The following is a 26,423-nucleotide window of genomic DNA, read 5'->3' as shown; positions in this document are numbered from 1 at the left end:
GCGAGCCAGGGTCTGCTCGAGAGTTTTGAGGTCTGCGCGCTTCATGGTGTACTCCAGGGGAAACTGGATATACAGTAGTTTATACAGTATTTTTGAAGCACGCCAACAGCAGATACCAACATAGCCATGTGGATACAGTTGTCTTTCGGGAGGTGCCCATGTCGTTCGCTTCTCGAGTGGGGGTGATCGGCCGTGCTGCCCTGGGCGCCGGGGGCGAGGCGCAACCGCTGATGGGGTGTCGGGTGCGGGCCGGTTTCCCCAGCCCCGCGGATGACCACCTGGACGTGGAGATCGACCTGCACGCCCATGTGGTGCGCCGGCCGGCCTCGACCTACTTCGTGCGCGCCGAGGGCGACTCCATGCTCGGCGACGGCATCCACGACGGTGACCTGCTGGTGGTGGATCGCAGCCTCGAGCCGCGGCCCGGGCGGGTGGTCATCATCGCCGTCGACGGCGAGCCCACCGTCAAGCGACTGGCGTGCCTCGGCGGGCGCACCGTGCTGCTGGCCAGCAACCCGCGGTTCGCCCCGATTCCGCTGGAGGGGCGCGAATGCCAGGTGTGGGGCGTGGTGACCCATGTGGTCCACGCCCTGCCGGGGGCGACGCCGTGATCGCCCTGGTCGACGTCAACGACTTCTACGTCAGCTGCGAACGCGCCTTCGCCCCACGCCTCGAGGGGCTGCCGGTGGGCGTGCTCTCCAACAACGACGGCTGCGTGGTGGCGCGCTCCCGAGAGCTCAAGGTGCTGGGGGTGGCCATGGGGGCGCCCCTGCACCTGTTGCCACCGGCCATTCGCCGCCAGACGGTGCTGCTGTCGAGCAATTATGCGCTCTACGGTGACATGTCGCGTCGGGTGAATGCGATCCTCGCCGAGTTCTCGCCGGACGTGGAGCCCTATTCCATCGACGAGAGTTTCGTGGACTTCACCGGTGTCGCGCCGGATGGCCTCGAGGCGCATGGCCAGCGCCTGCGTGAGACGGTGCGCCGCGATACCGGTCTGCCGGTCTGCGTGGGGGTGGCGCCGACCCGGGTGCTGGCCAAGGTGGCCAACCGCCAGGCCAAGCGGCAGCCGGCCCATGAGGGGGTCTGTCGGCTCGAGGCCGACGGCGGTGTGACGCGACGGGTGCTCGAACGGTTGCCGGTGACCGAGCTGTGGGGCGTGGCGCGCCGAACCGGTGAGCGGCTGGCGTTGATGGGCATCGACACGGCCTGGCAGCTGCGTCGAGCGAATCCCCAGCGCATCCGCCGGGCCTTCTCGGTGGTGATGGAGCGGATCGTCTGGGAGCTGCGTGGTCACCCGGCCATCGCGCTCGACGACCTGGCCGAACCGCGCCAGCGCATCCTGGTGTCGCGCTCCTTCGGGCGCCCGACCGGCGAACCCGGTGACCTGCAGGCGGCGGTGCGCCAGCACGCCACCCGGGCGGCCGAGAAGCTGCGTCGCCAGGGGAGCCTGGCGCGTGCCGTGCAGGTGTTCCTGCGCACCAGCCCCTTTTCGACGGAGGGGGCCCAATACTGCAATAGCGTGGTGGTGCCGCTGGCATGGCCGACTGCCGACAGCCGCGACCTGCTCGAGGCCGCCGGACGCGGGCTCGCGGTGATCCTGCGTGAAGGGTATCGCTACCAGAAGTGCGGCGTCATGCTGCTCGACCTGGTGGACGGCCAGAGACGCCAGCTTTCACTGCTGGAGGAGTCCCGGAGCCAGGCCGAACGCAGCCGCAGTCAGCGGTTGATGGCGACGGTCGACCGGCTCAATCGCGAGATGGGGCGCGACACCGTCCGCTTCGGCCTGCCGCGCGAGGACAGCCCCTGGAGGCTGCGCTGCGAACGGCTCACGTCACGCTATACCACCCGCTGGGACGAGCTGATGAGGGTCAGGATCGGCTGAAGACGCCGCGTCAGGGGTCGAGTGAAGCCATGGGGGCGATCTGGCGAGGGCTGCTGCCCGAATGGCGCAGCGGCGGTGGGGCTGCCATCCTGAAAGGGTATTCACTCAGCCGTCGGAGCGATCCTGTCCAGTCGTCGGGGCCGGCGGCCAGCGAGGAGCCCCCATGTCCCCCGTCCCGCTGTCTTCGTCGCGTTACCTGCTGATTCTGCTGTGCCTCATACTGCTGGCCGTCGCGTCCCCGGTCGCCGCACGGGACCTCGCCGCCGACCCGGACGACATGGTCGAGGTGGAGGTCGCCACCGTCGGCATGGCCGGCATGGGCGGTGTGCCCGTGGTGCTGCTGCGCGAGCCGGGTGCCCGTGAGGTGATCCCGATCTTCATCGGTCCGGTGGAAGCCGGCGCCATCCTGCGGGGCCTGAGCGGTGAGCGACCCCGCCGCCCCATGACCCACGAATTGCTCGGTGACGTGCTCGCTGGCGTCGAGGTGAGTCTGGAGCGGGTCTACGTCGACGCTATCGTCGACAACACCTTCCTGGGCATGCTCGAGCTGCGTCTGGTGGGGCGTGACGAGCCGGTTCGCATCGACAGCCGCCCCAGCGATGCCATCGCCCTGGCGCTCACTGCCGGGGCGAGCATCCTCGTCGCCCCCCAGGTCCTGGACGCCGCGCGCGAGATCGAGTACGAGGGGTTCGACGACCAGGTGGTGGTGGCGCTCGGCATCACCGTCATCCCGCTCGACGACGACCTGCGCGAGGCCCTCGGGCTGCCGGACGAGCCGGGCCTGCTGGTCAGCGACGTGAGCGGCCCGGCCGAGGCGGCCGGCATGGTACCCGGGGGGCTGCTGCTCGAGGTGAATGGCGAGACGCCCGAGAATCCGATGCACTTCCTCGAGCTGGTGCGCGACACCCCCGAAGGTGAGGACGCCCGGCTGCGCTACTGGCAGGAGGGCGAGGAGCACGAACTCGAGCTCTCCACCGATGTGCCGACGCCCCGTCCACGCCGCCGTGCACCGACGGAGCCCGGCATCGAGACCTGAGCCCGTCCCTGAAAGCGTAGACGACCGCCCGGCATGTGCCGGGCGGTCGTCTCAAGGTGTCTCTGGTGCCGGTGAGAGGACTCGAACCTCCGGCCTGCGCATTACCACTGCATCCTGTGTCGGAATAGTCGCCGTGTCATTCGCAAGCCGGTGGCCACGGAAGCTAGGGTCCGCTGAAGACCTCTAAGACAAAACTCGTCTCGGTGGCAGGTTCGTTGCGTCAGGGGTAGGGGAGTCAGGAGACAGCTTGCAGCTGGCGCTCGGCAAGTGCTTTGGATTCGCGGTACTCCCAGGCCTCTGCAGCCATGGTCCAGTGAACCTCGAGCCCCTCTTCCTCGATGGCTTCGCGTACTTCAGCCAGCGGCACCTTGAAGAATTCCTTGCGTGGATTGATGCGGTTGACCTGATGCTCGGCGAACTGGCGATGCAACTCGCGCCCCAAGACGGGGGCATCCTCCGAGTAGATCATGGCGTGCACGTCGAAGGAGAAGGGCACGCTGGCGTCACTCAGCTCCTTCACGCGGTCGAGTGGTTCGAGCCGGCGAGTCATGCCGATCTTGAACACGTTCTCGCCGAACGAGCCGATGTTCGAGATGATGTAGACGTGTCCGCGCTTGGTCTGCTGGGCCATAGACAGTGCCCGCTGGCCACGTGACTCGGCTTCTTCCAGCTGCTGCTCGAGCTCAGCCAGTCGCGCCTCGAACTGAATGCGTTCCTCTTCGTTGGCGCTCTCCAGTTGCTTGCGAGCCTCTGCCATGGCTTTGGCCAGCATGCGCTCTTCCTTCTCGGCCTGCTTGAGCGCCTTTTCGATGTCGCGGCGGGCCTTTTCCTCCTCGCGCATCTGCTCACGGATCTCACGTTGCTCTTCCTGCTCGATCCGGCGCAGCTCCATGGCAGCCACTGCCCACTTCAGCTCCTCCAGGCGGGCCTGCAGGTAGAGGTCGGTGATGCGGGCATTCTTGAACGGCTTGCCGTTGTGGTTCACCACGGCGAAGGCATCGAGAATTGCCTGGCGCAGCTTGCCGTAGTTGTCGTGCTTGACCTTGGAGAGGATGGAGTCGACCTTGCCGTTGAAGGCGTCCACTGCGAAGTGGATGGCGTACTCGCGGCGCATCGCCTCCTTGTAATCGCAGTCGCCGGCGCGACTGTTCTTGGCCATGTCACGGCTGTGCTTCCTCGCTTGCTTGAGCTTCTCGCCGGCGTCCTTGTGTGAGAAGTCCTCGGCCAGGTCATCGAGCAGGCTGGCGTTGGGGATGATGTAGTCGTCGTGGTAGCCCTCGATGATGTTGCGCATGGCCTTGGCGGTCTGCTCGTAGAGCTTGGCGTCCTCCACGGCCTTTAGCGCGTTGCCGGCAGTCTCTTCCGCCTGCCGGCGCGCATCGTCGATGATCTGGCGCGCCCGCTCATCGGCCCGGGCGATCACGGCATCGGCCTTCTCTCGGGCTTCCTTGCCCTGGGCACGCCCCTCGCTGAGGATGCGCTGCTTCTCCTGCTCGGCCTCCTGGCGCAGCCGCTCGGCAGCCTGCTGGGCCTGTAGCTCGACCTCGGCTACTTGGCGTCGGGTCTGGCGGGCCGCTTCCTCGGCCTGGCTGACCAGCTCCCGGGCACGTTCGCTGGCGTCGTGGATTTCCTCGTACTGCCATAGGTGCTCGACGGACTTGCGTATGTGGTCGATTTCCTGGTCCTTCTGCTTGGCCTTGCGCCGGTAGAGCAGGGCCACGACCCAGCCGGACAGGATCAGGCCGAGCATCACCAGCAGGACGATAGCGCCTTCAGACATAGCATTCCCCTTTTGTTCCCTTATGTTATCGAACGGTTAGCTTGCCATAACTGCCCGCGATGCCATGTAAGAGATCACCTACAAAAAACCCGCCTCGTGGGCGGGTCGGGATTAGGCGTGGGCCAGGCTGGGATCAAGCGGCGCTGGCCGGCATTCGATGCTGTATCGCCAGACCGATGGCGCGTGCCACCGCTGGGTTGGCGCCCTTCACCTTGAGGGTGGTCTTGAGGGCCTGGGCTCCATAGCGCTGAGTGAACACGCCGAACAGCTCGTCGGCATAGGACCCGGACAGCGAAATCACCTCGCTGTAGTCGAGGATCACCTGTTCGCCTTGCGCGGCAAGCGCAGCGATTCGGGCTCGTTCCTTCGCGGCAGTCGTGCGATTAGCCAAGGAGCCTTTATATTTCAGAGTGTTGGTCATAGCATTGCTCCCCTTCAATGCGGCTTGGTGAGAGCCTACGACAAGATGTCGTCCAGAAGGTTCTGAACGTCTTCCGTAAGCGGCTCTTCTTCCACTGGTCGACCAAGCTCGCTGATTTTTAATCTACATGCGATAGTCACACCTTGCCAGCGTGGCACTGCAACAAAGTTTCCGAACGTGTCGTGACGGCGTGTCTGTGGATTGGAGATCAGCGCCACTTCGCCTGTCGCGATCCAAAGCTGCCCGTCATATGCCGTCACCAGTTCCATGAGCTGCGCCAGCCCTAAGCCCTGGTGGTGGTTGCCGTCATGCCAGCGGCGAGTTTCTGCTCCCTCACCGAAGGGGTTGCCCATGGCATCTTCGGGCTGCTGCTGGGCAAAGTCGTTGTGGTCGATGTCCTTAGTTGAGTTCCTGGGGGTCAGGCACCAGCGGATGGCCGACTCGTCGTCATGGACTTCCTGGACCGCCCGTCGGCGGCATTCCCGCAGGAAACCCTTGCCCGAATCTGCTACCGCGAACTCGATGACCGGCTCTCGACCATATCGGTGCCAGTGGAGGGACATGGAAAAACCGGTGCCCTCTGCGTGGGCTCGAACGTTGTCATGCAGCTCACCTATGACCGAGCAGAGCTTACTGATTCCCGGCATTTCGTCAACCTGCTGCCGGATACACCCCGTCGTCTCCGAGGTGGCGCGATCAACATCCTCGACGTTCTGGAGCATCTGCACGGGGCTGTAGTTGACGCCCTGGTTGGTGCGAGGCTGTCGGTAGCTGTCTATCCCTGTCAGCACGTAAGGTACCTGCATGGCCTCGAAAAGCCCCTGGTGCTTTTCAGGTTGAGCATAATGCAGCCCTGAGATTTGGCGGGCGTACCCCAGGCAAGTGGCGGTGGCAATAAAGCCCGGCGCCAGGAATCCGGGAGGAATCATGAGATCGCTACCCTGCTCCGGGGCGATACGATCCTGGTGTTTCACTGCGGCAATGACGCCCAGTTCTGCCATGCTTTTCCTCTTTGGCTGTTATTGCTTTGAGCCATGTCTTGGCCTCCACAGCGACGCCGAGCTCCGGCAGTTGCCGTTGATGGGAAGAATCTGTCGAACAGCCCCTTCCAGAACATCGGGGTAGATGACCCTCGGCCCCGCCACCTATTCAGTGTATTGCCTGTCGAGACCGGTAGTTCACTCTAAGTTGGGCGAGCAGGAAGGGCAGGAGCAGTGATGCCGCTGTGTGTCACCTATTTAGGATGTGGCGAGAAAAGGTGGGTGCATCCCTTATGTGCAATTATATCAACCTCTTGAAATCCTGGTGCCGGTGAGAGGACTCGAACCTCCGACCTGCGCATTACGAATGCGCTGCTCTACCAACTGAGCTACACCGGCATCCGTTGGCGATCATAGTGGTAACCTCGAGGCATTGCCAGCGGCAGCGAGGGCCGCGCCTCAGCGTAGCCGTGTCAGGCCCTCCTGGGCGGTGGAGGCCACCAGGCGGCCCCGGAGGTCGTAGATGCTGCCGCGGGAGAAGCCGCGGGCACCGCCGGCCCAGGGGCTATCCATGTCGTAGAGCAGCCAGTCGTTGACCTTTACGTCGTGGTGGAACCACAGCGCGTGGTCGAGGCTGGCGATCTGCAGCGACGGGTCCCGGAAGGTGATGCCGTGAGGTACCAGCGCCGTGGTCAGGAGGTTGAAGTCGGAGCTGTAGGCGAGCAGGTAGCGGTTGAGTGCCGGGTCGTCGGGCAACTCGCCGGCCAGGCGGAACCAGAGCCGCTTGCGGGCGGGTTGCCCCGGCTCGGCCTCGTCGCCCAGATGCAGGAACTCGATGGGGTGGCCGGGAAAGCGCTCGAGCCGGGCATCGGTGTGCTCCAGCGCATCGGGCAAGGCCACGTCGGGCATCGACGGCTGGTGGGTGAAGCCGACTTCCTGGCCATGGAAGGAGGCGCTGCAGAAGAAGATCGGGCGGCCCTTCTGGATGGCGGTGACCCGACGGGTGGTGAAGCTGCCGCCGTCGCGCACCGCATCGACCTGATAGACTACCGGGCGATGGGCGTCGCCCGGGCGCAGGAAGTAGCCATGGAGCGAGTGGACGCGGCGCTCGGGGCCGACGGTCTGGCTGGCGGCCGACAGCGCCTGGCCGAGCACCTGGCCGCCGAACAGCTGAGGCAGGCCGAGATCCTGGCTGGTGCCGCGGAACAGGTTCTCTTCGAGGGCTTCCAGGCCGAGCAGGTCCACCAGGGCGTTCAGGGCGTCAGACATTGTCGCTATCCTCCAGGGGCCGCCGGCGGATAGGTTCGCCGACGCTGTCATACGGTCGTTTCATGGCGTTCAGTCTACCGGAGTCGATGCCGATGCGCAGTGATGAATTCTACATGCACCGGGCCCTGGAACTGGCCCACGAGGGGCTGGCTGTCGGTGAGGTGCCGGTGGGGGCGGTGGTGGTGGACGGCGCCGGCGAGGTCGTGGGGTGCGGTTTCAATGCCCCGGTGTCGGGACATGACCCCAGTGCCCATGCCGAGATCCGTGCCCTGCGTGACGCCGGCGAGCGTCTGGGCAACTATCGGCTCGATGGTTGTACCCTCTACGTGACCCTGGAGCCCTGCCTGATGTGTACCGGGGCGATCATCCATGCCCGGCTCGCCCGGGTGGTCTATGGTGCCGCCGAGCCCCGCACCGGCATGGTGGAATCGAAGGCCAACCTCTTCGCCCAGCCCTGGCACAACCATCGCGTCGAGGTGGAGGGCGGGGTGCTGGCGGCCCGCGCATCGCGGCTGCTCAAGGCGTTCTTCGCGGCGCGGCGAAACGGCGAGGGGAGCGACTGAACCTCGTACTACCTCATCGCGGGAACGAGGTCGAACACACGACGCTCCTCCGCGTCGGGTAGCCGGGCATTGAGGCGGTGGAACTGCTGTTGGCTACGGTCGACGTAGGTGAGGATCTCGTAGTAGCGACGGATGTTGCGCACGTAGATCACCGGCTCGCCGCCGCGGGCATAGCCGTGCCGGGTCTGGCTGTGCCACTCCCGCTCCTGCAACAGCGGCAGTGCCTCGCGCACATCGCTCCAGCGATCCGGATCACCGCCGCGCTGCTCGGTGATCCGGCGCGCGTCGTACAGGTGCCCCAGCCCCACGTTGTAGGCGGCCATGGCCATGGACAGCCGATCGTCCCCCATTATCGACTCGGGGAGTCGGTCCATCAGGCTGCGCAGATAGCGGGCGCCACCGGCGATGCTCTGTTCCGGATCGAGGCGGTCGTCGACGTCGAGCTCGTTGGCGGTGGGCAGGGTCAGCATCATCAACCCCCGCACCCCGGTGGGCGAGGTGGCCTCCGGGTCCCAGTGGGACTCCTGATAGCCCAGCGCGGCGAGCAGCTTCCAGTCGAAGTGGGTGTTACGTGCGGCCTCGCGGAACAGCTCTGTGTATGTCGGCAGGCGTTCGTTCACATGGTGGATGAAGGTGCGGGCGCCAACGTATTCCAGATAGTCGTCGTGGCCGAAGTAGCGGGCCACCAGCCGATCCAGGGCACCGGCAGCTCGCAACTCGTCGAGAAAACGGTTGGCCTCCTCCACCAGCCCCAGGCCGCGCCCGGCGGGGAAGGCCCAGGCCATGGAGAGCGGCTCGCCGAGCAGGAAACCGCGTTCCACGCCGGGGAAGAATAGCCGGTTGAGGCGGAACTGGTGATCGAAGACCACGGCGGCGTCCAGGGTGCCGTCCTCCACTCGGGCGAGGAGCTCGGCGACCTCCAGGTCGGCGGACTCCTGCCAGCTCAGCTCGGGGTGTTCGCCCTGCAGGTCGCGCAGGACCCGATCGGTGCCGGAACCGCCCAGGGTAGCGACCACGAGGCCACCCAGGTCGTCGATCGCTTTCACCGGTGGTAGCCCCCGGCGATAGACCAGTAGCGGCTGCAGGTCGAGGATCGGTCGGCTGAAGATCACGCCCTCCAGCGTCGGATCCAGCGGCAGGGCGGCGGCGCCCAGGTCGCCTTCCCGGCGCACCGCCTCGACCACGCCGGCGATGTGGTGGCTGGCATCCAGGGTCAAGCTGACACCGAGGTGGTCGGCGAAGCGCCGCATCAGTTCGTACTCGAAGCCTGTCGGGCCCTGGCGCCCCTGATAGTAGGTGGTGGGGGTATTGCGGGTGTGCACGCCGATGAAGTCACGTGCCAGCACCTCCTCGAGGTGCCGGCCATCGGGCACCTCGTGGCGTCCGGGCAGGAGAGCCAGGAGCAGGGCGACGGCCAAGGCGGCGTAGCCACGCCTTAAGCGCCGGAAGTGGTCGGCGAGGGCTGCAGGCATTCGGGTACAGGATGGCGACGGGAACCCGTCACCTTAACCAGCGCTGGGCAAACTGTCATCTCCGCGATTTCTCGAGCCCGTCGCTTTCCAGTATCATGTGCGCTCATTGCCGCAGGCCGCGGCCCCAGAGATATCCGTTTCAGAGGCTCCAAGACATGCTCGAACTGCGAGGCGCGCCCGCCCTTTCCGCTTTCCGTCATGCCAAGCTGCTGGCCGCCCTGCGCGACACCGTTGACGCCGTCGAGTCGCTGCATGCCGATTACGTGCACTTCATCGACCATGACGGCGAGCTGGCCGGTGAGGACCTTGCCGTGCTGGAGCGGCTACTGGACTATGGTTCTCGGGGCGAGGGTTCTCGGGGCGAGGGTTCCCGGGGCGAGGGCGTCAAGGACGGGGAGGCCGCCGGTGGCAGTGACGGTCATCTCTTTCTGGTGGTGCCGCGCATCGGCACCCAGTCGCCCTGGTCCTCCAAGGCGACCGATATCGCCCGTAACTGCGGCCTGACCCAGGTGAGTCGCATCGAGCGCGGCATCGCCTACCGGGTCAAGCTCAAGGGCATGTTCTCGGAGAAGGCCTTCGTGGGGATCAAGGCCGCCCTGCACGACCGCATGACCGAGACCGTGCTGGCCGACCCCTCGGACGCCGCCAGGCTCTTTGCCCACCATGAGCCGGCGCCGCTGGGGAGCATCGACCTTCTCGAGGGGGGGCGCGAGGCGCTGGTGACCGCCAACGCCGAGCTGGGCCTGGCCCTGGCCGACGACGAGATCGATTACCTGTGTGAGGCGTTCCGGGGGCTGGGGCGCAATCCCTCGGATGTCGAGCTGATGATGTTTGCCCAGGCCAACTCCGAGCATTGCCGCCACAAGATCTTCAACGCCGACTGGGTGATCGACGGCGAGGTGCAGAGCCACTCGCTGTTCAAGATGATCAAGAACACCTACCAGGCGTCTCCCGAGGACATCCTCTCCGCCTACAGCGACAACGCCGCGGTGATCGCGGGCAGCGAGGCGGGGCGCTTCTTCGCCGCGCCGCTGACCGGCAAGGCGGCCGAGAAGGCCGTCTATGGTACCCACCGAGAGCCGATCCATATCCTGATGAAGGTGGAGACCCATAACCATCCCACCGCCATCGCGCCCCATCCCGGTGCGGCCACCGGGGCCGGTGGCGAGATCCGCGACGAGGGCGCCACCGGCATCGGTGGCAAGCCCAAGGCAGGGCTCACCGGCTTCACCGTCTCCAACCTGCGTATCCCCGAATTCGTCCAGCCCTGGGAGGCCTTCGACTACGGCAAGCCCGAGCGCATGCAGTCGGCACTCTCGATCATGCTCGACGGCCCCATCGGCGGTGCCGCCTTCAACAACGAGTTCGGCCGCCCCAACCTCGCCGGCTACTTCCGCAGCTACGAGCAGGATGCCCTGGGGCGGGACGGCATCGAGCGCCGCGGCTTCCACAAGCCGATCATGATCGCCGGTGGCTATGGCAACATCCGTGCCGGGCATGTGGCCAAGGGCGAGATCCCGGTTGGTGGCAAGCTGATCGTGATGGGCGGCCCGGCGATGCTGATCGGGCTGGGCGGCGGCGCGGCCTCGAGCATGGCGTCCGGGGCCTCGAGCGAGGACCTGGATTTCGCCTCGGTGCAGCGCGACAACCCCGAGATCGAGCGCCGTGCCCAGGAGGTGATCGACCGCTGCTGGGCGCTGGGCGAGGCCAACCCGATCCGTTTCATCCATGACGTGGGCGCCGGCGGTCTCTCCAACGCCCTGCCGGAGCTGGTCAAGGACGGCGAACGTGGCGGCCTGTTCGACCTGCGTGCCGTACCCAACGCCGAGCCGGGCATGAGCCCGCTGGAGATCTGGTGCAACGAGGCCCAGGAGCGCTACGTCCTGGCGGTGGCCCCGGAAGACCTCGCGACCTTCGATGCGCTCTGCAAGCGCGAGCGCTGTCCCTATGCGGTGGTCGGCGAAGCCCTCGAGGCACATCGCCTCGAGGTGCGCGACGGCCACTTCGCGAGCAAGCCCGTCGACCTGCCGATGAGCGTGCTGTTCGGCAAGCCGCCCAGGATGCAGCGCGAGTTCCACCGCGAGACCGGTGAGCTACCCGGCGTGATGCTCGACAACCTCGACCTGCGCGAGGCCATGGATCGGGTGCTGCACCTGCCCGCCGTGGCGTCCAAGAGCTTCCTGATCACCATCGGCGATCGTTCGATCACCGGCCAGGTGGCCCGCGACCAGATGGTCGGCCCCTGGCAGGTACCGGTGGCCGACGTCGCCGTGACCACGGCCAGCTACGACACCCACGCCGGCGAGGCCATGGCCATCGGCGAGCGGCCGCCGGTGGCGCTGATCGACCCGGCGGCCAGCGCCCGCCTGGCGGTGGCCGAGGCGATCACCAACCTGGCCGCCGCGCCCATCGACAAGCTCTCCGACATCAAGCTTTCCGCCAACTGGATGAGTGCGGCCGATCATCCCGGCGAGAACCAGGCGCTGTATGACGCCGTGCACGCCGTGGGCATGGAGCTCTGCCCGGCGCTGGGCATCGCCATCCCGGTGGGCAAGGACTCCATGTCCATGCGCACCGCCTGGCAGGCGGCGAGCGGCGCAGGCGAGGTCGAGGAGAAGAGCGTGACCTCGCCGCTCTCCCTGGTGGTCACCGGCTTTGCGCCGGTGACCGATGCGCTCAAGACCCTGACCCCGCAGATCAACCTGGAGCAGGACGAGTCCGACCTGCTGCTGATCGACCTGGGCGGTGGCCGCAACCGCCTGGGGGCCTCGGCGCTGGCCCAGGTCTATGGCCAGGTGGGAAACGCGTGCCCGGACCTCGACGACCCGGAGGATCTCAAGGCGTTCTTCGCCGTGATCCAGGGGCTCAATCGCGACGGCAAGCTGCTCGCCTACCATGACCGCAGCGACGGCGGCCTGCTGGTGACCCTGCTGGAGATGGCCTTCGCCGCCCACGCCGGACTCGAGATCAAGCTCGACTGGTTGATCGACGAGCCGTCACAGGCGGTGGATGCGCTGTTCGCCGAGGAGCTCGGCGCGGTGATCCAGGTCAACCGTCGGTACACCGAGGAGGTGCTGGCCCAGTTCGCCGCGGCGGGGATCGAGACCTGTGGCGTCATCGCCCGCCCGCGTTACGACGACCAGGTGCGGGTGACCCTGTTCGAGGAGCCGCTGCTGGAGACCACCCGGCTGCTCACCCAGCGTACCTGGGCCGAGACCAGCTATCGGATGCAGGCGCTGCGCGACAACCCCGACAGCGCCAAGAGCGAGTTCGACGGCCTGCTCGACGGTCGTGATCCGGGGCTGTCGGCGCACCCCTCCTTCGATGTGGAGGAGGATATCGCCGCCCCCTACCTGAACACGACCCGCCCGGCGCTGGCGGTGCTGCGCGAACAGGGCGTCAACGGCCAGGTGGAGATGGCCTGGGCCTTCGACCGTGCCGGCTTCGAGGCGGTCGACGTGCACATGAGCGATATCCTCGAGGGCCGCGTGAGCCTCGAGGCGTTCAAGGGCCTGGTGGCCTGTGGCGGCTTCTCCTACGGAGACGTCCTGGGGGCCGGTGGCGGCTGGGCCAAGTCGGTGCTGTTCAATGCCCGGGCCCGTGAACAGTTCGCGACCTTCTTCGGCCGCGAGGACAGCTTCGCCCTGGGCGTGTGCAACGGTTGCCAGATGCTCGCCCAGCTCAAGGAACTGATTCCCGGTGCCGACGACTGGCCGCGATTCGTGCGCAACGAGTCGGAGCAGTTCGAGGCCCGTGTGTCCATGGTGCAGGTGGAGCAGAGCCCGTCGATCCTGCTCGCCGGCATGGAGGGCTCGCGGTTGCCCATCGCCGTGGCCCATGGCGAGGGACGTGCCGAGTTCCGCGACAGCGCCCACCTGCGCCAGATGCAGGGCAGCAGCCAGATCGCCCTGCGTTACGTGGACAACTACGGCCAGGTGACCACGCACTACCCGGCGAACCCCAATGGCTCGCCTTCCGGCATCACCGGGCTGACCACGCCCGACGGTCGGGTCACCATCATGATGCCGCATCCGGAGCGGGTGGCACGGGCCGTGACCAACTCCTGGCGCCCCGCCGAGTGGACGCATGACGGCGCCTGGATGCGGCTGTTCCGCAATGCCCGGGTGTGGCTGGGATGATCCTGCGGCAGTGACGAGCGGCACAACGACGCGAGGCGGCCCGGGGCCGCCTCGCGTCGTTCAGGGGGACCGGCAAACTAGCACAGGGCCGTGGGCTGGGTGAGGTCATCGCGGCTGGACAGGCGTTCGCCGAGCACGCCGAGTTCCGCCTGTTTCTGTCGGGTGATGGTGGCCAGCAGGGCGTGAAGGGGGGAGGCGTGGCTGGCCTCGCGAAGGTGCTCGTAGAAGCGCCGTGACACCTCGGCGTCCATCAGGGCCTGGGTCAGGGCCTCGATGGCCATGTCTTCGCTGCCGATGAAATGGTGGGGGTCGGCATCCTTTTCTCGCAGCATGGCGTGCAGCTTGGCGTAGTAGTGGTCGCGGCTCGCGAGCGGGTACGGCAGTTCCAGCCGCTGGGCGGTATGAGTCAGTTGTTTCAGGCGCTTCTCGCATTCGATACCCAGGCCGGCCAGCATGCGGCTGATTCCGGTATTGAACGTCAGGAAGCTGAAGGCGAGGCGGCGGTAGCGGGAGAGTTCGGCCACCTCGTGGGTGCCGGCAAGGGCCAGCAGTTGATCGGCACGCCAGAGGATCGGGCCGCCGGGTAGCACGGGGGAGGAGCTCGTAGTGGATGTCGTCGGCATGGCGGTGTCCTCTCGCAGGAAAGGGGCGACATCGAGGCTTCAGATGGCTGCCTGCGGAACAAGGGTGACCGGCGGGGGAGCGAGGCCCGTCACGCTTTCAGGGTCAATCTTTCCTTTCGGGGTCATGGTCGTTCAGGGGGCACTCTCCCTTCACTGAGTAATGTCATTCCTCGGCGATGAGAAATATCAGGTGAAGGGGATGACTGCCGGCCATTCGTCCAGAGCGTAGGTCTAATGCCAAGGGAACCATTCACTACTATAGTCCAGACACCGAAGTTGCCGGATGAAAGCTCTTCAATACGAACGCCGTTCGCTCGCGCTCCAGGAAAAGTTACCGACAAGAGGGTGCCCGGTCGGCCTGGTGCCGCACTCGAGCCCTGACGCCTGAGCGACATCCCGTTAAGATGGCGGCGTCGTATCGCCTCGGGGCCTCTCCATGCCTGTCGATTCCTCATCCGCGGTTGTCTCTCCACCGACGCTGCGCCCCTATCAACGGCAGGCGGTAGAGCGCGTGGTGGAGCATTTCCGTGGCTCGGACGAGCCGGCGGTGGTGGTGCTGCCCACCGGCAGCGGCAAGTCGCTGGTGATCGCCGAGTTGGCGCGCCTCGCCCGGGGGCGGGTGCTGGTGCTGGCCCACGTGCGTGAGCTCGTCGCGCAGAACCACGCCAAGTATCTCGCCTACGGGCTCGAGGCCGATGTCTTCAGCGCCGGCCTCGGCCGCAAGGAGGCCAGCCGCCAGGTGGTGTTCGGCTCGGTGCAATCGGTGGTGAGACGCCTGGGAGATTTCGGAGACGGGAATTTCACCTTGCTGGTGATCGACGAGTGCCATCGGGTCTCCCCGGACGAAGAGGCGAGTCACCGCCGGGTGATCGACTACCTGCGAGGGCGCAATCCGCGGCTGAAGATACTGGGGCTCACGGCCACTCCCTTTCGACTGGGGCAGGGCTTCATCTACCACCGCCACCATCACGGCATGGTGCGCGGCGAGGCGGACTGCTTCTTTCGCGACTGCGTCTTCGAGCAGCCGCTGCGGCTGATGGTGAAGCAGGGGTACCTGGCGACACCGACGCGCGTCGATGCGGCCGTGGAACGTTACGATTTCTCGCGGCTGCGCCCGGCCGCCGGCGGACTGTTCCGCGAGGAGGAGCTCAACCGGGTGGTGGCCGGCAGCCGTGCGACGCCGGGCATCATCGCCGAGATCATCGAGCGTGCCGATGCGCGCCAGGGGGTGATGATCTTCGCCGCTACCGTGGCCCACGCCGAGGAGATTCTCGGCTATCTGCCGGCGCACGAGGCCGCGCTGATCACCGGGGCCACCCCCTCGCGCGAGCGAGACGCCCTGATCGCCGCCTTCAAGGCGCGCAAGCTCAAGTACCTGGTCAACGTGGCGGTACTCACCACCGGCTTCGATGCGCCCCATGTGGATCTGATCGCGATCCTGCGGCCCACCGAGTCGGTGAGCCTCTACCAGCAGATCGTCGGCCGCGGATTGCGCCCTTCCCCGGGCAAGGCCGACTGCCTGATCCTCGACTACGCCGGCAATCCCTGGGATCTCTATGCGCCGGAGGTCGGCGCTCCCAGGCCCGCCTCGGACACCGAGCCGGTGCAGGTCGCGTGTCCCGCCTGCGGCCACGCCAACCTGTTCTGGGGGCGGTGCGACGGCGACATCGTCATCGAGCACTTCGGGCGGCGCTGCCAGGGGCTCGTTGAAGACGCATCGGGCAGGCGTCGCCAGTGTGATTTTCGTTACCGTTTCAAGGTCTGTGACCAGTGTGGCGCCGAGAACGATATCGCCGCCCGGCGCTGCCACGGCTGCGAGACCCTCTTGGTGGATGCCGACGATCGGCTCAAGGCGGCGCTGTGCCTGAAGGACGCCCGGGTGCTGCGAGTCAGCGGCATGCGGCTCGAGGCGACCGTCAACGGCCGCGGCCTGCCACGGCTCCGGGTGACCTATCACGATGAGGATGGGGCGACGCTCACCGAGTGGTTCGCCCTGGAGACCCCGGCCCAGCGGCGCGCTTTTGCCACGGCCTTCCTGCGCGACCACCTGCGCGCGCCGGGTACGCGCTGGCAGCCGACCACACCGGAGGCGGTGATCGAGGGGGAGCGGCGGTTGCGCGCCCCGGACTTCGTGGTGGGGCGCCAGGTGGGCCGCCACTGGCAGGTACGTGAGAAGCTCTTCGACTATGCGGGGCGCTATCGCAAGGCCGTCGAGGCGGGCTGAATTACCCCCCGTGGCGAGGAGTTGATAAACTGACGGATCGATCATCCGCCGATTCGTCGAGAGGCCAGGCCACGCGTGAGCGAGACCCCCCAGACAGCAGCCCCCCAGAGTATCGTGCCTCCGGCCAGCGAGCGGGCCGTGGCGCTGGGGCGGCTGTTCGACGAGCCGATCACCGAGCTGCCGGAGGACCTCTACATTCCGCCGGAAGCGCTGCGGGTCTTCCTCGAGGCCTTCGAGGGGCCGCTCGACCTGCTGCTCTACCTGATCCGCCGCCAGAACCTCGACATCCTGGCCATCGACGTGGCCGCCATCACCCGCCAGTACATCGAATACGTGGAGCTGATGAAGGCGCTGGAGATCGAGCTGGCGGGGGAGTATCTGCTGATGGCGGCGATGCTCGCCGAGATCAAGTCGCGCACCCTGTTGCCGCGCCCGCCCAAGGAGGGCGGCGACGACGAGGAGGAGGACCCGCGGGCCGAGCTGATCCGCCGGCTGCAGGAGTACGAGCAGCTCAAGAACGCTGCCGAGGCGCTGGCCGAACTGCCGCGCCTGGGGCGCGACTGGTTCCCCGCGAGGGCGGCGCTGCCACCGCTGGAGGCCCGGGTGATCCACCCCGACGTGGAGCTCGACGAGCTGCTCGGGGCGCTGGCCGGCATCCTGCGCCGCGCCGAGCTCAACCAGGCGCACCAGATCAGCCGCGAGGTGCTCTCGACCCGGGAGCGGATGCTCAGGATCATGGAGCGGCTGAACCACGAGCACTTCACCCCCTTCGAGGCGCTGTTCACCCTGGAGGAGGGCCGGGCGGGGGTGGTGGTGACCTTCATGGCGATCCTCGAGCTGGCCAAGGAGGCGATGATCGAGATCGTGCAGAACGCCCCGCTGTCGCCGATCCATGTGCGGGCCCGGGCGGCGCTGGCGGCGGATGAGGAGGACGTCTTCGAGACGGAGGCTGACGCGGGCGGCGAGAGCCCCTTCGAGGACGATGAGGGGAGCGCGCCGGCATGACTGCCATGGAATTTCCCGATGCCCTGGACGAGATCCTCGAGGCGGCGCTGCTGGCCGCCGGGGAGCCGCTGGGCCTCGACCGCCTCGAGGCACTGTTCGACGATCACGAGCGGCCGCCGCGTCGCGCCCTGCGCGAGGCCCTGGAACGGCTCGGCATCCGCCACGAGCGCGGCGCCATGGAGCTGATCGAGACCGCCTCGGGCTACCAACTGCGTATCCGCCCGCGGCTCTCGGCCTGGGTCTCACGGCTGTGGGACGAGCGCCCCCAGCGCTACTCCCGGGCGCTGCTCGAGACCCTGGCGCTGATCGCCTATCGCCAGCCGGTGACCCGGGGCGACATCGAGGAGGTGCGCGGGGTCACGGTGAGCGGCTCGATCATGCGCACCCTGCTCGAGCGCGGCTGGGTCCGGGTGGTGGGGCACCGCGACGTGCCGGGGCGACCGGCGGTCTATGCCACCACCCGCAGCTTCCTCGACGACTTCGGCCTCAAGACCCTCGACGAGCTGCCGCCGATGCACGAGCTCAAGGAATTCGACGAGCCGCTCTTCGAGGAGGACGCGCCACCGCCGCCCCAGGAGGCGCTGCTGGCCCAGGCCGACGCCCCTCCCGACGAGGGGGGCGAACAGACGACGGCCGATGGAGAGGCCTCCGATCATGACGACCTCGCGCCGGCCGATGCCGCCGCCGAGGACTTCGATCCGACGGCCGGGACGGCCGACGATGACCACGCCGGGACGGCGTCCGAACGGACCGGGCTGAGCTTCGCCGATCTCGAGGCCCGCCTGTCCGAACGTGCCCGCGGCCGCGTCGATGATGACGCTGCCCCGGGGGCGGAATCCACATCCAGTGAGACAGACGACCGATGAGCAACACCACCGAGAAACTGCAGAAGGTCCTGGCCCGTGCCGGGCTGGGCTCGCGCCGCGAGATGGAGAGTGCCATCGCCGATGGCCGGGTCAAGGTCAACGGCAAGGTGGCCACCCTGGGCGACCGCATCGAGATGCGCGACCGGGTCAGCTTCGACGAGCGCCCGGTGACCCTGCGCGGCGCCGAGGAGGTGCCGCGTCGGGTGATCATGTACAACAAGCCCGAGGGCGAGCTCTGTACCCGCAAGGACCCGGAAGGGCGGCGCACCGTCTTCGACCGCCTGCCGCGGCTCAAGGGCGAGCGCTGGATCGCCATTGGCCGCCTCGACATCAACACCAGCGGCCTGCTGCTGTTCACCACCGACGGCGAGCTGGCCAACCGCCTGATGCACCCCTCCACCCAGGTGGAGCGCGAGTACGCCGTGCGCGTGATGGGGGAGGTGAGCAAGGAGCAGATCGTGGCCATGGTCGAGGGCGTGATGCTCGAGGATGGCCCGGCGCGCTTCACCGACGTCCAGGAATTCGGCGGCGAGGGCATCAACACCTGGTTCCACGTGGTGATCATGGAGGGCCGCAACCGCGAGGTGCGCCGCCTGTGGGAGTCCCAGGGGCTCACCGTCAGTCGCCTCAAGCGGGTCCGCTACGGCAACATCTTCCTCGACAAGCGGGCCAAGGCCGGTGAGTGGACGGAGCTGACCCAGGACGAGATCGACGACCTGGCGGCCCAGGCCGGCTTGCCGGCACGCAAGGTGCCGGAGCTGACCCCGGACGAGAAGAATCGCTGGAGCCGCGACAAGCACAAGCGCCGGCCGGTACAGGCGATGCGCAAGCCGAAGGGGCATCGCGGCGGCCGCTGAGGCGGTATGTCTGCGACCAAAGGCAAAAAAGCGCTTGCCTTCAGGGGGATGGATCAGTAGTATCTGCACCCGTTCGGACGGGTCGTTAGCTCAGTTGGTAGAGCAGTTGGCTTTTAACCAATTGGTCGTAGGTTCGAATCCTACACGACCCACCATCCGAGCCTGTATGCTTGTACGCAAGCACCGGGTCGTTAGCTCAGTTGGTAGAGCAGTTGGCTTTTAACCAATTGGTCGTAGGTTCGAATCCTACACGACCCACCAGATTGCCGACAAAGCGCCCTCGCTTCCAGAAAGCGAGGGCGCTTTGTCGTTATGGGATCCAGTTGATCGATCCCCTAATGCTCCAGCCGTACCCGGCGCAGGTTATAATCGCCACCATGATTCACCAGCACGAAGCCCTGGAAGCCTTGGCGCAGGCGCCGATCCTGTGCCTGCAGCACGCGCCGGCCATCCACCCAGACTTGCATGTTCCCGCTCTCGTCGCGGGTCCAGCTCAGCATATGGAAGCGGCCATCCTCGAGGTCGAGCGTGCCCGCGCTGCTGGCGATCACCTCGCCCCCATCGGCCGTCATTCGTACCAGGCTAAGCCCAGGCCGTGAGCCTGGATTGTAGACCAGGCGGTAGCCTCCACCGGGCTGGTTGCCCTGGAACAGCCCCAGTTCCAGGCTGCCCGGCCACTGGTAGGAGGCCAGTTCCAGCTCCAGTCTGAAGGCGTTGTCGACCGGCGCATGGACGAAAATCCGGGCCGCGTCCCCGAACTCGACCTCCGCCGCTGGCGGTGCCGCGTCTGGTGTCAGCCCACCCGCCTGTCCGAGGATCAACTGGAGCATCGCCAGGCCGATCTCCTCCGGTCGCTCCGGGCGAAGCGTCGGTGAGGCGGGGGTGGCCACCTGTGGTTTCTCCACGATGCTGCGCAGCCCGCCATCATCGATGGTGAAGCGTCCGCTGAGCACGGTCCAGGGAGGATCGCGCCGGAAGTCGCCGTCGCTGAAGGCGTCGTTCAGGGCGACCCGTCTTGCCGGTGTCGGCCCCGGCTCGGGTGGCTCCGCGGCCGCCGGCTCCCGGCCCGTCTGCCGTAATCGAGCCAGCAGTGCCGTCGTCGGTTGACCGTCCTGGGCCAGGCCCACCGTGCCCTGGTAATCGCGAATCGCATTCCGGCTGCGAGTTCCCATGAGACCGTCCACCGGGCCGGCCTCGTAGCCGAGCCGGTTGAGTTCACGCTGGACTTCGGCCACCAGCTGTCGGCCCGACAGGGTCTCGACAGGAGGCGCTGGTTCGGGCGCTATCCCCGACGATGTCGCCCTCGGCTGCCAGGCGCGGGCTGCCTGTTGGGCCTCGCTGATCTGTTGCGCGGTCATCCGCGCCGCCACTGCATCCCGCGCAGTGGCGGCATGGCGGTGGCCGCGAGCCGCGGCCAGGTTGTACCACTTGTGCGCCTCCACGAAGTCCTGGAGCGTCCCTTGGCCGGCCTCGTGCATTTGCCCCAGCATGTACTGGGCGTCGGCGTCGCCGCTGGTGGCAAGCCGATCGAACATCGGCAAGGCCTGGCGGTACTCCTGCCGCTCGTAGGTCTGCAGGGCGTCGGTGTAGCCGTCATCGGCATTGGCCAGCGCGATGTGACCGAACAGAATGAGCAGGAACACGAATCCTTTGAGGATGATCACGGGGCGTCTCCAGTGAACGGGGTGGCATCTTCGGCCTGCAGCCTCCCGGCTTCACCGTGCTGTCTTGCCACTCGACTCTCTCGTCGCTTGTCTCAACGAAGACCGAGAACGGAAAGAACCACCAGCACGATGACGACTGCGCCGACGATATAGACGATATTGTTCATGAAGCTTTCCTCAGTGGTGCATTTTCCTGCTTCAGGATGCTGCGGGACGGTTCGGGTCATGATGGCGTCGCAGTCCGTGCGACGCGTGGCGCAACTCCCTGTACCGGCTGTTCCCTTGCCACACCCATGTTGAGACTATGCCAACGGCGCCCCCCCGTCTGTGCGCTGGCGTACATGGCGCCTCACGTCCTGATGCCTGGTGGAACGATCTTCGGCTAGAAGTCGAAAACGAATTGCGACGGCTGGCGGGGCTGGTGAAGACCTGATTCGATCTGCCTTCGGTGAATGTGCAGGGTATTCATCTCAGCCGTGAAGCACTGATGCCCATTTCGGCCATTTCGTTTGGTGTGGTACATGGCCGTGTCGGCGTTGTGCATGAGGGTATCGACATCGTCGGCATCATCCGGGTAGAGGCTGATGCCGATGCTTAGCGTGATGAGGAGTTCATGACCATGGATACGGTACGGCCTGCCCAGGACGGCAAGCAGTTTTTCCGCGACCTTGGTGGCATCTTCGGGTTGCCTGATCTCGGCAAGCAGGATCACGAATTCGTCGCCCCCCTGGCGGCAGACGGTGTCGATGTCGCGCATGCAGTCCTGAAGGCGGCCCGCAACCGCCTGGAGCAGGCTGTCACCCAAGGCATGGCCGAGCGAGTCATTGATGGGCTTGAAGGCATCAAGATCAAGATAGAGCAGGGCGACCAGATGTTGGTGTCGTCGGGCCAGGCCAATGGCTCGAGAGAGTCGTTCCGTCAGCAGGGCGCGATTGGGCAGGCCGGTGAGCGCATCATGCTGCGCCAGGTAGGCCATCTTCTCCAACATGGCCTGTGACTGAGAGGCGTTGTGGAACACGATCACGGCGCCGGTGACTCGGCCTTCCCGGTCACGGATGGGCGCCGCTGAATCCTCGATCTCGAGCTTGCTGCCATCCTGGCGGACGAGCACGCAATCCAGGGCGAGGCCTACCGTTCTGTTCTCCTCGATGGCTCGCTGCCCAGGGGGGATGCTCGTTGGCTGTGTATTGCCATCGACGCGATGGAACACTCGGGAAAGTGGCTTGCCGATCGCCTCCGGTTCCGACCAGCCTGTCAGGGTTTCAGCCACTCGGTTCATGTAGGTGACCGTACCGTGAAGATCGATGGTCAGGACGGCATCGCCAATGGCGTTGAGGGCCACCCGAGTCCATGCCGTCTCGGCATCCAGGGCGGCTGAGACGTCCCGTCTCGAGGCGTGGATCTGGGTGTGTCCTTGCCGCACCGGTTCCTCTGCGCGTAAGGAGGCGGAAGGCAGCGGCGTCCAGGCAGTGCCCTGACGCATCGAGTCATCCTTCATGCACTCGGCCTGGCAGCGCGCCTTACCCATGGGCCGCACGCCCAAGGGAAAGGCAAGAGCGGCGTGGCCCGGTGCGGCGCTCGAGCCCATGAGACAGGATACGGGATCATCAGAAACGTTGGCACTACCCATGAGTTGGTTTCCTGTTCCGCCTGCGTGTGAGTCTCGGTGGGACGGCACTGCCTGACCTGAGCCTTGGGGCTTGGCCGGTATCCAGCGAGCGTAGTGGCGTGACGGAGCCGCTTCCGTGCGCTAGCGTACACAGTATGTGCTGCGGATCCTGCGCCTGTGTCGGCGGGTGGGGGAGTGCAGCGAGAACCATCGGACGAGTCCACTTTTCGTACCCTGTGGTCGGGGGTGGCTTGCCCGGTACGGGAGTGTCCGTCATGGCTCTGCAACATGACCCTCGTCAGAATCACTTGCTGGCGGCCCTGTCGAGGGATGAATACCAGCGCTTGGCGCCTCACCTCGAGCGGGTCGAGCTGACGCTGGGGGAGTCGCTGGTCGAGTCGGGAAAGGTGATGCGCCATGTCTATTTCCCGACGGACTCCATTGTCTCGCTACTGTGCGTCATGGAAGATGGTGATTCGACAGAAATTGCCGTCGTCGGGGCCGAGGGTATCGTCGGCATCTCGCTGTTCATGGGCGGTGAAACCACACCGAGCCGTGCCATCGTGCAGAGTGCTGGCAGCGCCTATCGCCTCAAGGGGCAGCTGCTGAAGGACGAATTCGATCGCGCGTCAACGCTTCAGCACTTGTTATTGCGTTACACCCAGGCCCTGATCACCCAGATGGCGCAGACGGCGGTATGCAACCGGCATCACAGCCTGGATCAGCAGCTGTGTCGCTGGCTGTTGCTGAGTCTCGACCGCTTGCCGACCAACGAGCTGATCATGACCCAGGAACTGATCGCCAATATGCTTGGCGTTCGTCGCGAGGGTGTCACCGAGTCGGCCGGCAAACTGCAGAGGGCCGGCCTGATTGCCTACCATCGCGGGCATATCAGCATCCTCGACAGGCCTGGCCTGGAAGCGCGGGTCTGTGAATGTTATGCGGTCGTCAAGAAGGAGTACCAACGACTGCTGGGCAATCATCACGAGTCGTGAACGAGGCGCCTCCTTGCTGCATCCCCCCTCGCTTGAGGAGGCGAGGCTTTCCGGCGATAGGTATCCTAGCGTACAGATGGGCCATCGATGCCATGCTAATTTGAAACCTTGCTGCGCGAGGAGCGCTGCCCGTTTCCTGTCTAGCAGCCGACATCGGGTTATCATGGCTATTTGTCATGTGCCGATTCCAGTTTTCTCGCGCAGGAGCGTGCACATGGTACTCGTTGATTTTGGCCTCGCCGGCAATCGACTTCTCGACAGCTTGCCGCGCCAGGACAAGGCACATCTCCTCACCGGCTGCGAGGTCGTCGACCTGGTGTTCGGTGAGGTGCTCGCCGAGCCCGGCGGACGGATCTCGCATGTCTATTTTCCCCTCAACAGCTTCATTTCCCTGATTGCCAATCTGAGTGACGGGGACCGGCTGGAAGTGGCAATGATCGGCAGTGAAGGCATGTACGGGATGCCCTTGATCCTGGGGGTCGAGGAGTCGCCCTGGCACGCCCTGGTGCAGGGCGCCGGGCCGGCACTGCGCATGCCGGCGGCTGTCTTTGGCCGTCACCTGGAGCAGAGCCCTGCGCTTCAGGCGCTGCTGAGGCGCTATCTCTATGTGCTGATGCACCAGCTGTCCCGGGTGGCAGCATGTACCCACTTTCATCAGGTCGAGGCCCGTCTGGCTCGCTGGCTGTTGATGACCCAGGATCGTGCGCACTCGGATCAGCTGCATCTCACCCACGAGTTTCTGGCCATGATGCTGGGGGTGCGTCGTGCCGGCATCACCCTGGCCGCCATGGCGCTGCAGACGCGCCGGTTGATCCGCTATCACCGTGGAAATATCACGGTGCTGGACCGGCCCGGTCTGATCGAGGCCGCTTGTGGCTGCTATGCCTCCGATCAATGCATCTACCGTCAGGTCATCATCGAAGGGGAGGCACCATGAAATCGGCTGGTGCGCCCTGGGAAGGGCGCACCAGCCGGGACGTCATGACGGCATCTTGGGGACGAGCGCGTTGATATCCTGGTTCATCAGGTCATCGTCGCCTTCGGCGGCGCGCCTGGCAGGCTCGTCGAGCTCCTCGTCGGGAAGTGTCGCAAGTGGTGCTTCGGGCAAGCGTTGCGGCTTGAAGGGATAGCCGTGCTGCTGCTCGCCTGGCGCGCGGTCGGGCAAGCGCGTGAAGTTCTTGAATGCAGTCGTGGGAGGGGGGGTGTGCTGGATGGGGGATGGCATGGCAACCTCGTGTCACTGTCCGGCCTTCACGATGTCGTGAAGCATCGGTAAAACAATTCTAGCGGACCGGCAGGCCGCCGTCGGTGCGCTACCACACTGAGGCCATCGATGCAGCCACCGCTACTGCCCGCGCGGCGACATGGAGCACCGCATACCCCGATCAGGACCTCTTCTTGAAGCAGGTCCACAAGCTGGTACCGGGATGGCGGTGCGGTGCTTTTCGGCACGCCGATGGTGTGACTGACGAAAGATCACGGTTTACTGATCTCGTGGCCGATCACGCCGCCCACCGCCGCGCCTCCCACGGTGCCGATAGCAGAGCCGCCGGTGAGTACTGAGCCACCAACGGCCCCCACGCCTGCACCCACCACGGTGCCCCTGTCCTGTGCCGACATGCCGGAGCAGGCGGCGAGTGACAGCAGTGCCAAGCAAAAGGCAGTGCCGAGTATGAGATGTTTGATGTGTTTCATGATGGTGTCACTCGGGTTAAGAGGTCTTGCTCGCAGCGGGAGTCACCCTGGGAGCGGCGCGGCTACGGCGGACCGCCATTCTCAGCATAAGGCAGAACGAGAGTGTCATCCGTTTGGTGGCGCACATAGTCCCCCGCCGCAGGAGAAAAAACCACAGTATGACCCTGGGAGCCAGCTGCTGGTGCTATTGTCCGAAGACGAAATGGCGCGGCGTAGGAGAGGCGGAGACTTGTCTGAAAAAATGACTCCGCCTATGTTGGAAACCGCACAGACCATGCCTCGAGCTTCATCTATATAAATATTGGGAGCCTCGCCCTGCCTCTAAATGAGTTCATGGTGAGAGGCATAGCCCAGGCGTAATAATTATCAGGAGATAAATTCATGAACAAGCATCAAGTCAAAGGTCGTGCGAACGAGACGAAGGGGAAGGTCAAGGAGGCTGCCGGCAAAGTGATTGGCGACAAAAGCATGGAGTACGAAGGTAAAGCCGAAAAGCTTGGCGGCAAGGCTGAAGCCAAGTACGGAGACATCAAGAGCGATATCAAGAAGGCAGAGAAATGAACGATTCAATGACACAAAAGAAGACCAGGTACGGCACCGATGATAACATTCTGGCCGGGTCGACGTTGCTGAGTGCCTCTACCATTACCGGCGACGACGTCTGTAACATGCAGGGCGATAAGCTCGGTAAGATTCAGGACGTTATGGTCGATATAACTGAAGGAAAGATACGTTACGCAGTCTTGGCGTCGGGTGGTTTTCTGGGCATGGGTGATCGCCTGTTCGCTGTTCCGTGGAAGGCCCTGAAGCAGGACAAGGAGAACAAGCGTTTTATGCTAGACGTAGATGTCGAGCACTTAAAGAACGCACCTGGCTTCGACAAGAATCAATGGCCGGATATGGCTGACGCCACTTGGAATTCTACCGTCGAGTCCTACTATACCCGGTGATCGGATTGCTCAACAAGCTGAGCGAGGAAGGTCCGGATAGTACCGCCTATCCGGATCAACCGTACCGAATACGCCATGTGTTATGGTGATAAAGCGTGGTTGGAGAGTTCTATCTTTTCCTCCAGGATATCATCCTTGAACAAAGGAATGATAATCCATCATCCACCAGAAGGAGATTGAAATGGTGAGTAATAGAATTCTGGCTTATGTGTTGCTTGTTGTGGGGTTTATCCTGCTTTTCTTTGCATATCAGTCATCCCAAAGCCTAGGGAACCGCTGATCAATTCGATGCCGAGCGCCTCTAGCGCTCAGCGCGGCAAATTTCGCGCGTCAGCGGTTGATTTTTGACCACCTCAAGTGGCCTATTTTTCCTGGCAGCCGGCTTATCCG

General features: G+C 65.3%; 25 protein-coding genes and 3 tRNA genes. 16 read left to right on the top strand and 12 right to left on the bottom strand.

What is annotated here, in order from left to right; genetic code table 11:
- Positions 1 to 158: 158 nt before the first annotated feature.
- From AC5W54_RS21295 to AC5W54_RS21285, 3 genes are all read left to right on the top strand, one after another.
- Positions 159 to 611 (top strand): LexA family protein, encoded by a 453-nt coding sequence (locus AC5W54_RS21295; protein ID WP_495964107.1) that lies wholly within the window; start codon positions 159 to 161, stop codon positions 609 to 611.
- Positions 608 to 1,885 (top strand): Y-family DNA polymerase, encoded by a 1,278-nt coding sequence (locus tag AC5W54_RS21290; RefSeq protein ID WP_495964106.1) that lies wholly within the window; start codon positions 608 to 610, stop codon positions 1,883 to 1,885. Before AC5W54_RS21295 ends, AC5W54_RS21290 begins: the two co-directional genes overlap by 4 nt.
- Positions 1,886 to 2,048: 163 nt before the next feature.
- Positions 2,049 to 2,921, top strand: a complete 873-nt coding sequence (locus AC5W54_RS21285) for a bifunctional nuclease family protein (protein ID WP_495964105.1) — start codon at positions 2,049 to 2,051, stop codon at positions 2,919 to 2,921.
- Between the two features lie 235 nt (positions 2,922 to 3,156).
- Here the strand turns inward: AC5W54_RS21285 and AC5W54_RS21280 are convergent, their stop codons facing one another.
- From AC5W54_RS21280 to AC5W54_RS21260, 5 genes are all read right to left on the bottom strand, one after another.
- On the bottom strand, positions 3,157 to 4,701 hold the full coding sequence (locus AC5W54_RS21280; protein WP_495964104.1) for an SNIPE associated domain-containing protein: 1,545 nt from the start codon (positions 4,699 to 4,701) through the stop codon (positions 3,157 to 3,159).
- A gap of 133 nt (positions 4,702 to 4,834) precedes the next feature.
- Positions 4,835 to 5,122, bottom strand: coding sequence for an STAS-like domain-containing protein (locus tag AC5W54_RS21275; protein WP_495964103.1), 288 nt, complete (start codon positions 5,120 to 5,122; stop codon positions 4,835 to 4,837).
- Between the two features lie 35 nt (positions 5,123 to 5,157).
- Positions 5,158 to 6,123: a hypothetical protein gene (locus AC5W54_RS21270; protein WP_495964102.1), complete on the bottom strand. Its 966-nt coding sequence runs from the start codon at positions 6,121 to 6,123 to the stop codon at positions 5,158 to 5,160.
- A gap of 302 nt (positions 6,124 to 6,425) precedes the next feature.
- A tRNA-Thr gene (locus AC5W54_RS21265) sits at positions 6,426 to 6,501 on the bottom strand.
- Positions 6,502 to 6,561: 60 nt separating this feature from the next.
- Positions 6,562 to 7,371 (bottom strand): acyl-CoA thioesterase, encoded by an 810-nt coding sequence (locus AC5W54_RS21260; RefSeq protein ID WP_495964101.1) that lies wholly within the window; start codon positions 7,369 to 7,371, stop codon positions 6,562 to 6,564.
- 92 nt (positions 7,372 to 7,463) lie between these two features.
- On the opposite strand from AC5W54_RS21260, the gene tadA reads away from it, so the two are divergent.
- Positions 7,464 to 7,934, top strand: coding sequence for a tRNA adenosine(34) deaminase TadA (gene tadA, locus AC5W54_RS21255; RefSeq protein WP_495964100.1), 471 nt, complete (start codon positions 7,464 to 7,466; stop codon positions 7,932 to 7,934).
- A gap of 8 nt (positions 7,935 to 7,942) precedes the next feature.
- Here the strand turns inward: tadA and mltF are convergent, their stop codons facing one another.
- A complete protein-coding gene (gene mltF, locus AC5W54_RS21250; protein ID WP_495964099.1) occupies positions 7,943 to 9,406 on the bottom strand; it encodes a membrane-bound lytic murein transglycosylase MltF in 1,464 nt (487 codons plus the stop codon).
- Between the two features lie 155 nt (positions 9,407 to 9,561).
- Between mltF and purL the strand changes: the two genes are divergently transcribed.
- On the top strand, positions 9,562 to 13,545 hold the full coding sequence (purL, locus tag AC5W54_RS21245; RefSeq protein ID WP_495964098.1) for a phosphoribosylformylglycinamidine synthase: 3,984 nt from the start codon (positions 9,562 to 9,564) through the stop codon (positions 13,543 to 13,545).
- 77 nt (positions 13,546 to 13,622) lie between these two features.
- On the opposite strand, the gene AC5W54_RS21240 is transcribed toward purL, so the two are convergent.
- Positions 13,623 to 14,168, bottom strand: a complete 546-nt coding sequence (locus AC5W54_RS21240; RefSeq protein WP_495964097.1) for a hypothetical protein — start codon at positions 14,166 to 14,168, stop codon at positions 13,623 to 13,625.
- A gap of 436 nt (positions 14,169 to 14,604) precedes the next feature.
- Between AC5W54_RS21240 and radD the strand changes: the two genes are divergently transcribed.
- From radD to AC5W54_RS21210, 6 genes are all read left to right on the top strand, one after another.
- Complete coding sequence (gene radD / locus AC5W54_RS21235; RefSeq protein WP_495964096.1) at positions 14,605 to 16,392, top strand: DNA repair helicase RadD; 1,788 nt, start codon at positions 14,605 to 14,607, stop codon at positions 16,390 to 16,392.
- Between the two features lie 75 nt (positions 16,393 to 16,467).
- Complete coding sequence (locus tag AC5W54_RS21230; RefSeq protein ID WP_495964095.1) at positions 16,468 to 17,397, top strand: segregation and condensation protein A; 930 nt, start codon at positions 16,468 to 16,470, stop codon at positions 17,395 to 17,397.
- Positions 17,394 to 18,263 carry an SMC-Scp complex subunit ScpB gene (gene scpB / locus AC5W54_RS21225; RefSeq protein ID WP_495964094.1) on the top strand — a complete coding sequence of 290 codons (870 nt, stop codon included), beginning with the start codon at positions 17,394 to 17,396 and terminating at the stop codon, positions 18,261 to 18,263. Before AC5W54_RS21230 ends, scpB begins: the two co-directional genes overlap by 4 nt.
- Positions 18,260 to 19,120 carry a 23S rRNA pseudouridine(2605) synthase RluB gene (gene rluB, locus AC5W54_RS21220; protein WP_495964093.1) on the top strand — a complete coding sequence of 287 codons (861 nt, stop codon included), beginning with the start codon at positions 18,260 to 18,262 and terminating at the stop codon, positions 19,118 to 19,120. Before scpB ends, rluB begins: the two co-directional genes overlap by 4 nt.
- Before the next feature lie 79 nt (positions 19,121 to 19,199).
- Positions 19,200 to 19,275 (top strand) — tRNA-Lys (locus tag AC5W54_RS21215).
- 30 nt (positions 19,276 to 19,305) lie between these two features.
- Positions 19,306 to 19,381, top strand: a tRNA-Lys gene (locus tag AC5W54_RS21210).
- 74 nt (positions 19,382 to 19,455) lie between these two features.
- Here AC5W54_RS21210 and AC5W54_RS21205 read toward each other — a convergent pair.
- The 3 genes from AC5W54_RS21205 to AC5W54_RS21195 all read right to left on the bottom strand — a co-directional run bounded on the left by AC5W54_RS21205 (position 19,456) and on the right by AC5W54_RS21195 (position 22,414).
- The gene (locus AC5W54_RS21205) at positions 19,456 to 20,784 is read right to left on the bottom strand and encodes a peptidoglycan-binding domain-containing protein (RefSeq protein WP_495964092.1); all 1,329 of its coding nucleotides are present in this window, start codon (positions 20,782 to 20,784) and stop codon (positions 19,456 to 19,458) included.
- Between the two features lie 92 nt (positions 20,785 to 20,876).
- Positions 20,877 to 21,011, bottom strand: a complete 135-nt coding sequence (locus AC5W54_RS21200) for a hypothetical protein (RefSeq protein ID WP_495964091.1) — start codon at positions 21,009 to 21,011, stop codon at positions 20,877 to 20,879.
- Between the two features lie 155 nt (positions 21,012 to 21,166).
- Positions 21,167 to 22,414: a diguanylate cyclase domain-containing protein gene (locus AC5W54_RS21195; RefSeq protein WP_495964090.1), complete on the bottom strand. Its 1,248-nt coding sequence runs from the start codon at positions 22,412 to 22,414 to the stop codon at positions 21,167 to 21,169.
- A 254-nt stretch (positions 22,415 to 22,668) separates the two neighbouring features.
- Between AC5W54_RS21195 and AC5W54_RS21190 the strand changes: the two genes are divergently transcribed.
- Together AC5W54_RS21190 and AC5W54_RS21185 are read left to right on the top strand one after the other, a co-directional pair.
- A complete protein-coding gene (locus tag AC5W54_RS21190; protein ID WP_495964089.1) occupies positions 22,669 to 23,388 on the top strand; it encodes a Crp/Fnr family transcriptional regulator in 720 nt (239 codons plus the stop codon).
- A gap of 214 nt (positions 23,389 to 23,602) precedes the next feature.
- A complete protein-coding gene (locus AC5W54_RS21185; protein WP_495964088.1) occupies positions 23,603 to 24,325 on the top strand; it encodes a Crp/Fnr family transcriptional regulator in 723 nt (240 codons plus the stop codon).
- A gap of 42 nt (positions 24,326 to 24,367) precedes the next feature.
- On the opposite strand, the gene AC5W54_RS21180 is transcribed toward AC5W54_RS21185, so the two are convergent.
- Entirely contained in the window at positions 24,368 to 24,613 is a 246-nt protein-coding gene (locus AC5W54_RS21180) for a hypothetical protein (RefSeq protein WP_495964087.1), read from the bottom strand.
- A 251-nt stretch (positions 24,614 to 24,864) separates the two neighbouring features.
- Positions 24,865 to 25,083 (bottom strand): YMGG-like glycine zipper-containing protein, encoded by a 219-nt coding sequence (locus AC5W54_RS21175; RefSeq protein WP_495964086.1) that lies wholly within the window; start codon positions 25,081 to 25,083, stop codon positions 24,865 to 24,867.
- Positions 25,084 to 25,464: 381 nt separating this feature from the next.
- Here AC5W54_RS21175 and AC5W54_RS21170 point away from each other — a divergent pair, with 381 nt between their 5' ends.
- The 3 genes from AC5W54_RS21170 (at position 25,465) to AC5W54_RS21160 (ending at position 26,313) form a co-directional block, all read left to right on the top strand.
- Complete coding sequence (locus AC5W54_RS21170) at positions 25,465 to 25,644, top strand: CsbD family protein (protein WP_495964085.1); 180 nt, start codon at positions 25,465 to 25,467, stop codon at positions 25,642 to 25,644.
- The gene (locus tag AC5W54_RS21165) at positions 25,641 to 26,033 is read left to right on the top strand and encodes a PRC-barrel domain-containing protein (protein WP_495964084.1); all 393 of its coding nucleotides are present in this window, start codon (positions 25,641 to 25,643) and stop codon (positions 26,031 to 26,033) included. Before AC5W54_RS21170 ends, AC5W54_RS21165 begins: the two co-directional genes overlap by 4 nt.
- Before the next feature lie 181 nt (positions 26,034 to 26,214).
- Positions 26,215 to 26,313, top strand: a complete 99-nt coding sequence (locus AC5W54_RS21160; protein WP_495964083.1) for a DUF3185 family protein — start codon at positions 26,215 to 26,217, stop codon at positions 26,311 to 26,313.
- Positions 26,314 to 26,423 lie beyond the last annotated feature (110 nt).

The sequence above is a fragment of the Halomonas sp. LMYGS-3 genome, from assembly GCF_059509875.1.
The sequence above is the reverse complement of the archived record's forward strand: the minus strand, read 5'-3'. Positions and strand labels throughout refer to the sequence as shown.

Excerpts from the sequence above, each read along its gene's own strand:
- AC5W54_RS21295 (WP_495964107.1), top strand. The coding sequence starts at position 159 with ATGTCGTTCGCTTCTCGAGTGGGGGTGATCGGCCGTGCTGCCCTGGGC.
- AC5W54_RS21285 (WP_495964105.1), top strand. The coding sequence starts at position 2,049 with ATGTCCCCCGTCCCGCTGTCTTCGTCGCGTTACCTGCTGATTCTGCTG.
- AC5W54_RS21280 (WP_495964104.1), bottom strand. The coding sequence starts at position 4,701 with ATGTCTGAAGGCGCTATCGTCCTGCTGGTGATGCTCGGCCTGATCCTG.
- AC5W54_RS21275 (WP_495964103.1), bottom strand. The coding sequence starts at position 5,122 with ATGACCAACACTCTGAAATATAAAGGCTCCTTGGCTAATCGCACGACT.
- AC5W54_RS21270 (WP_495964102.1), bottom strand. The coding sequence starts at position 6,123 with ATGGCAGAACTGGGCGTCATTGCCGCAGTGAAACACCAGGATCGTATC.
- AC5W54_RS21260 (WP_495964101.1), bottom strand. The coding sequence starts at position 7,371 with ATGTCTGACGCCCTGAACGCCCTGGTGGACCTGCTCGGCCTGGAAGCC.
- tadA (WP_495964100.1), top strand. The coding sequence starts at position 7,464 with ATGCGCAGTGATGAATTCTACATGCACCGGGCCCTGGAACTGGCCCAC.
- mltF (WP_495964099.1), bottom strand. The coding sequence starts at position 9,406 with ATGCCTGCAGCCCTCGCCGACCACTTCCGGCGCTTAAGGCGTGGCTAC.
- purL (WP_495964098.1), top strand. The coding sequence starts at position 9,562 with ATGCTCGAACTGCGAGGCGCGCCCGCCCTTTCCGCTTTCCGTCATGCC.
- AC5W54_RS21240 (WP_495964097.1), bottom strand. The coding sequence starts at position 14,168 with ATGCCGACGACATCCACTACGAGCTCCTCCCCCGTGCTACCCGGCGGC.
- radD (WP_495964096.1), top strand. The coding sequence starts at position 14,605 with ATGCCTGTCGATTCCTCATCCGCGGTTGTCTCTCCACCGACGCTGCGC.
- scpB (WP_495964094.1), top strand. The coding sequence starts at position 17,394 with ATGACTGCCATGGAATTTCCCGATGCCCTGGACGAGATCCTCGAGGCG.
- rluB (WP_495964093.1), top strand. The coding sequence starts at position 18,260 with ATGAGCAACACCACCGAGAAACTGCAGAAGGTCCTGGCCCGTGCCGGG.
- AC5W54_RS21200 (WP_495964091.1), bottom strand. The coding sequence starts at position 21,011 with ATGACCCGAACCGTCCCGCAGCATCCTGAAGCAGGAAAATGCACCACT.
- AC5W54_RS21195 (WP_495964090.1), bottom strand. The coding sequence starts at position 22,414 with ATGGGTAGTGCCAACGTTTCTGATGATCCCGTATCCTGTCTCATGGGC.
- AC5W54_RS21190 (WP_495964089.1), top strand. The coding sequence starts at position 22,669 with ATGGCTCTGCAACATGACCCTCGTCAGAATCACTTGCTGGCGGCCCTG.
- AC5W54_RS21185 (WP_495964088.1), top strand. The coding sequence starts at position 23,603 with ATGGTACTCGTTGATTTTGGCCTCGCCGGCAATCGACTTCTCGACAGC.
- AC5W54_RS21180 (WP_495964087.1), bottom strand. The coding sequence starts at position 24,613 with ATGCCATCCCCCATCCAGCACACCCCCCCTCCCACGACTGCATTCAAG.
- AC5W54_RS21175 (WP_495964086.1), bottom strand. The coding sequence starts at position 25,083 with ATGAAACACATCAAACATCTCATACTCGGCACTGCCTTTTGCTTGGCA.
- AC5W54_RS21170 (WP_495964085.1), top strand. The coding sequence starts at position 25,465 with ATGAACAAGCATCAAGTCAAAGGTCGTGCGAACGAGACGAAGGGGAAG.
- AC5W54_RS21165 (WP_495964084.1), top strand. The coding sequence starts at position 25,641 with ATGAACGATTCAATGACACAAAAGAAGACCAGGTACGGCACCGATGAT.
- AC5W54_RS21160 (WP_495964083.1), top strand. The coding sequence starts at position 26,215 with ATGGTGAGTAATAGAATTCTGGCTTATGTGTTGCTTGTTGTGGGGTTT.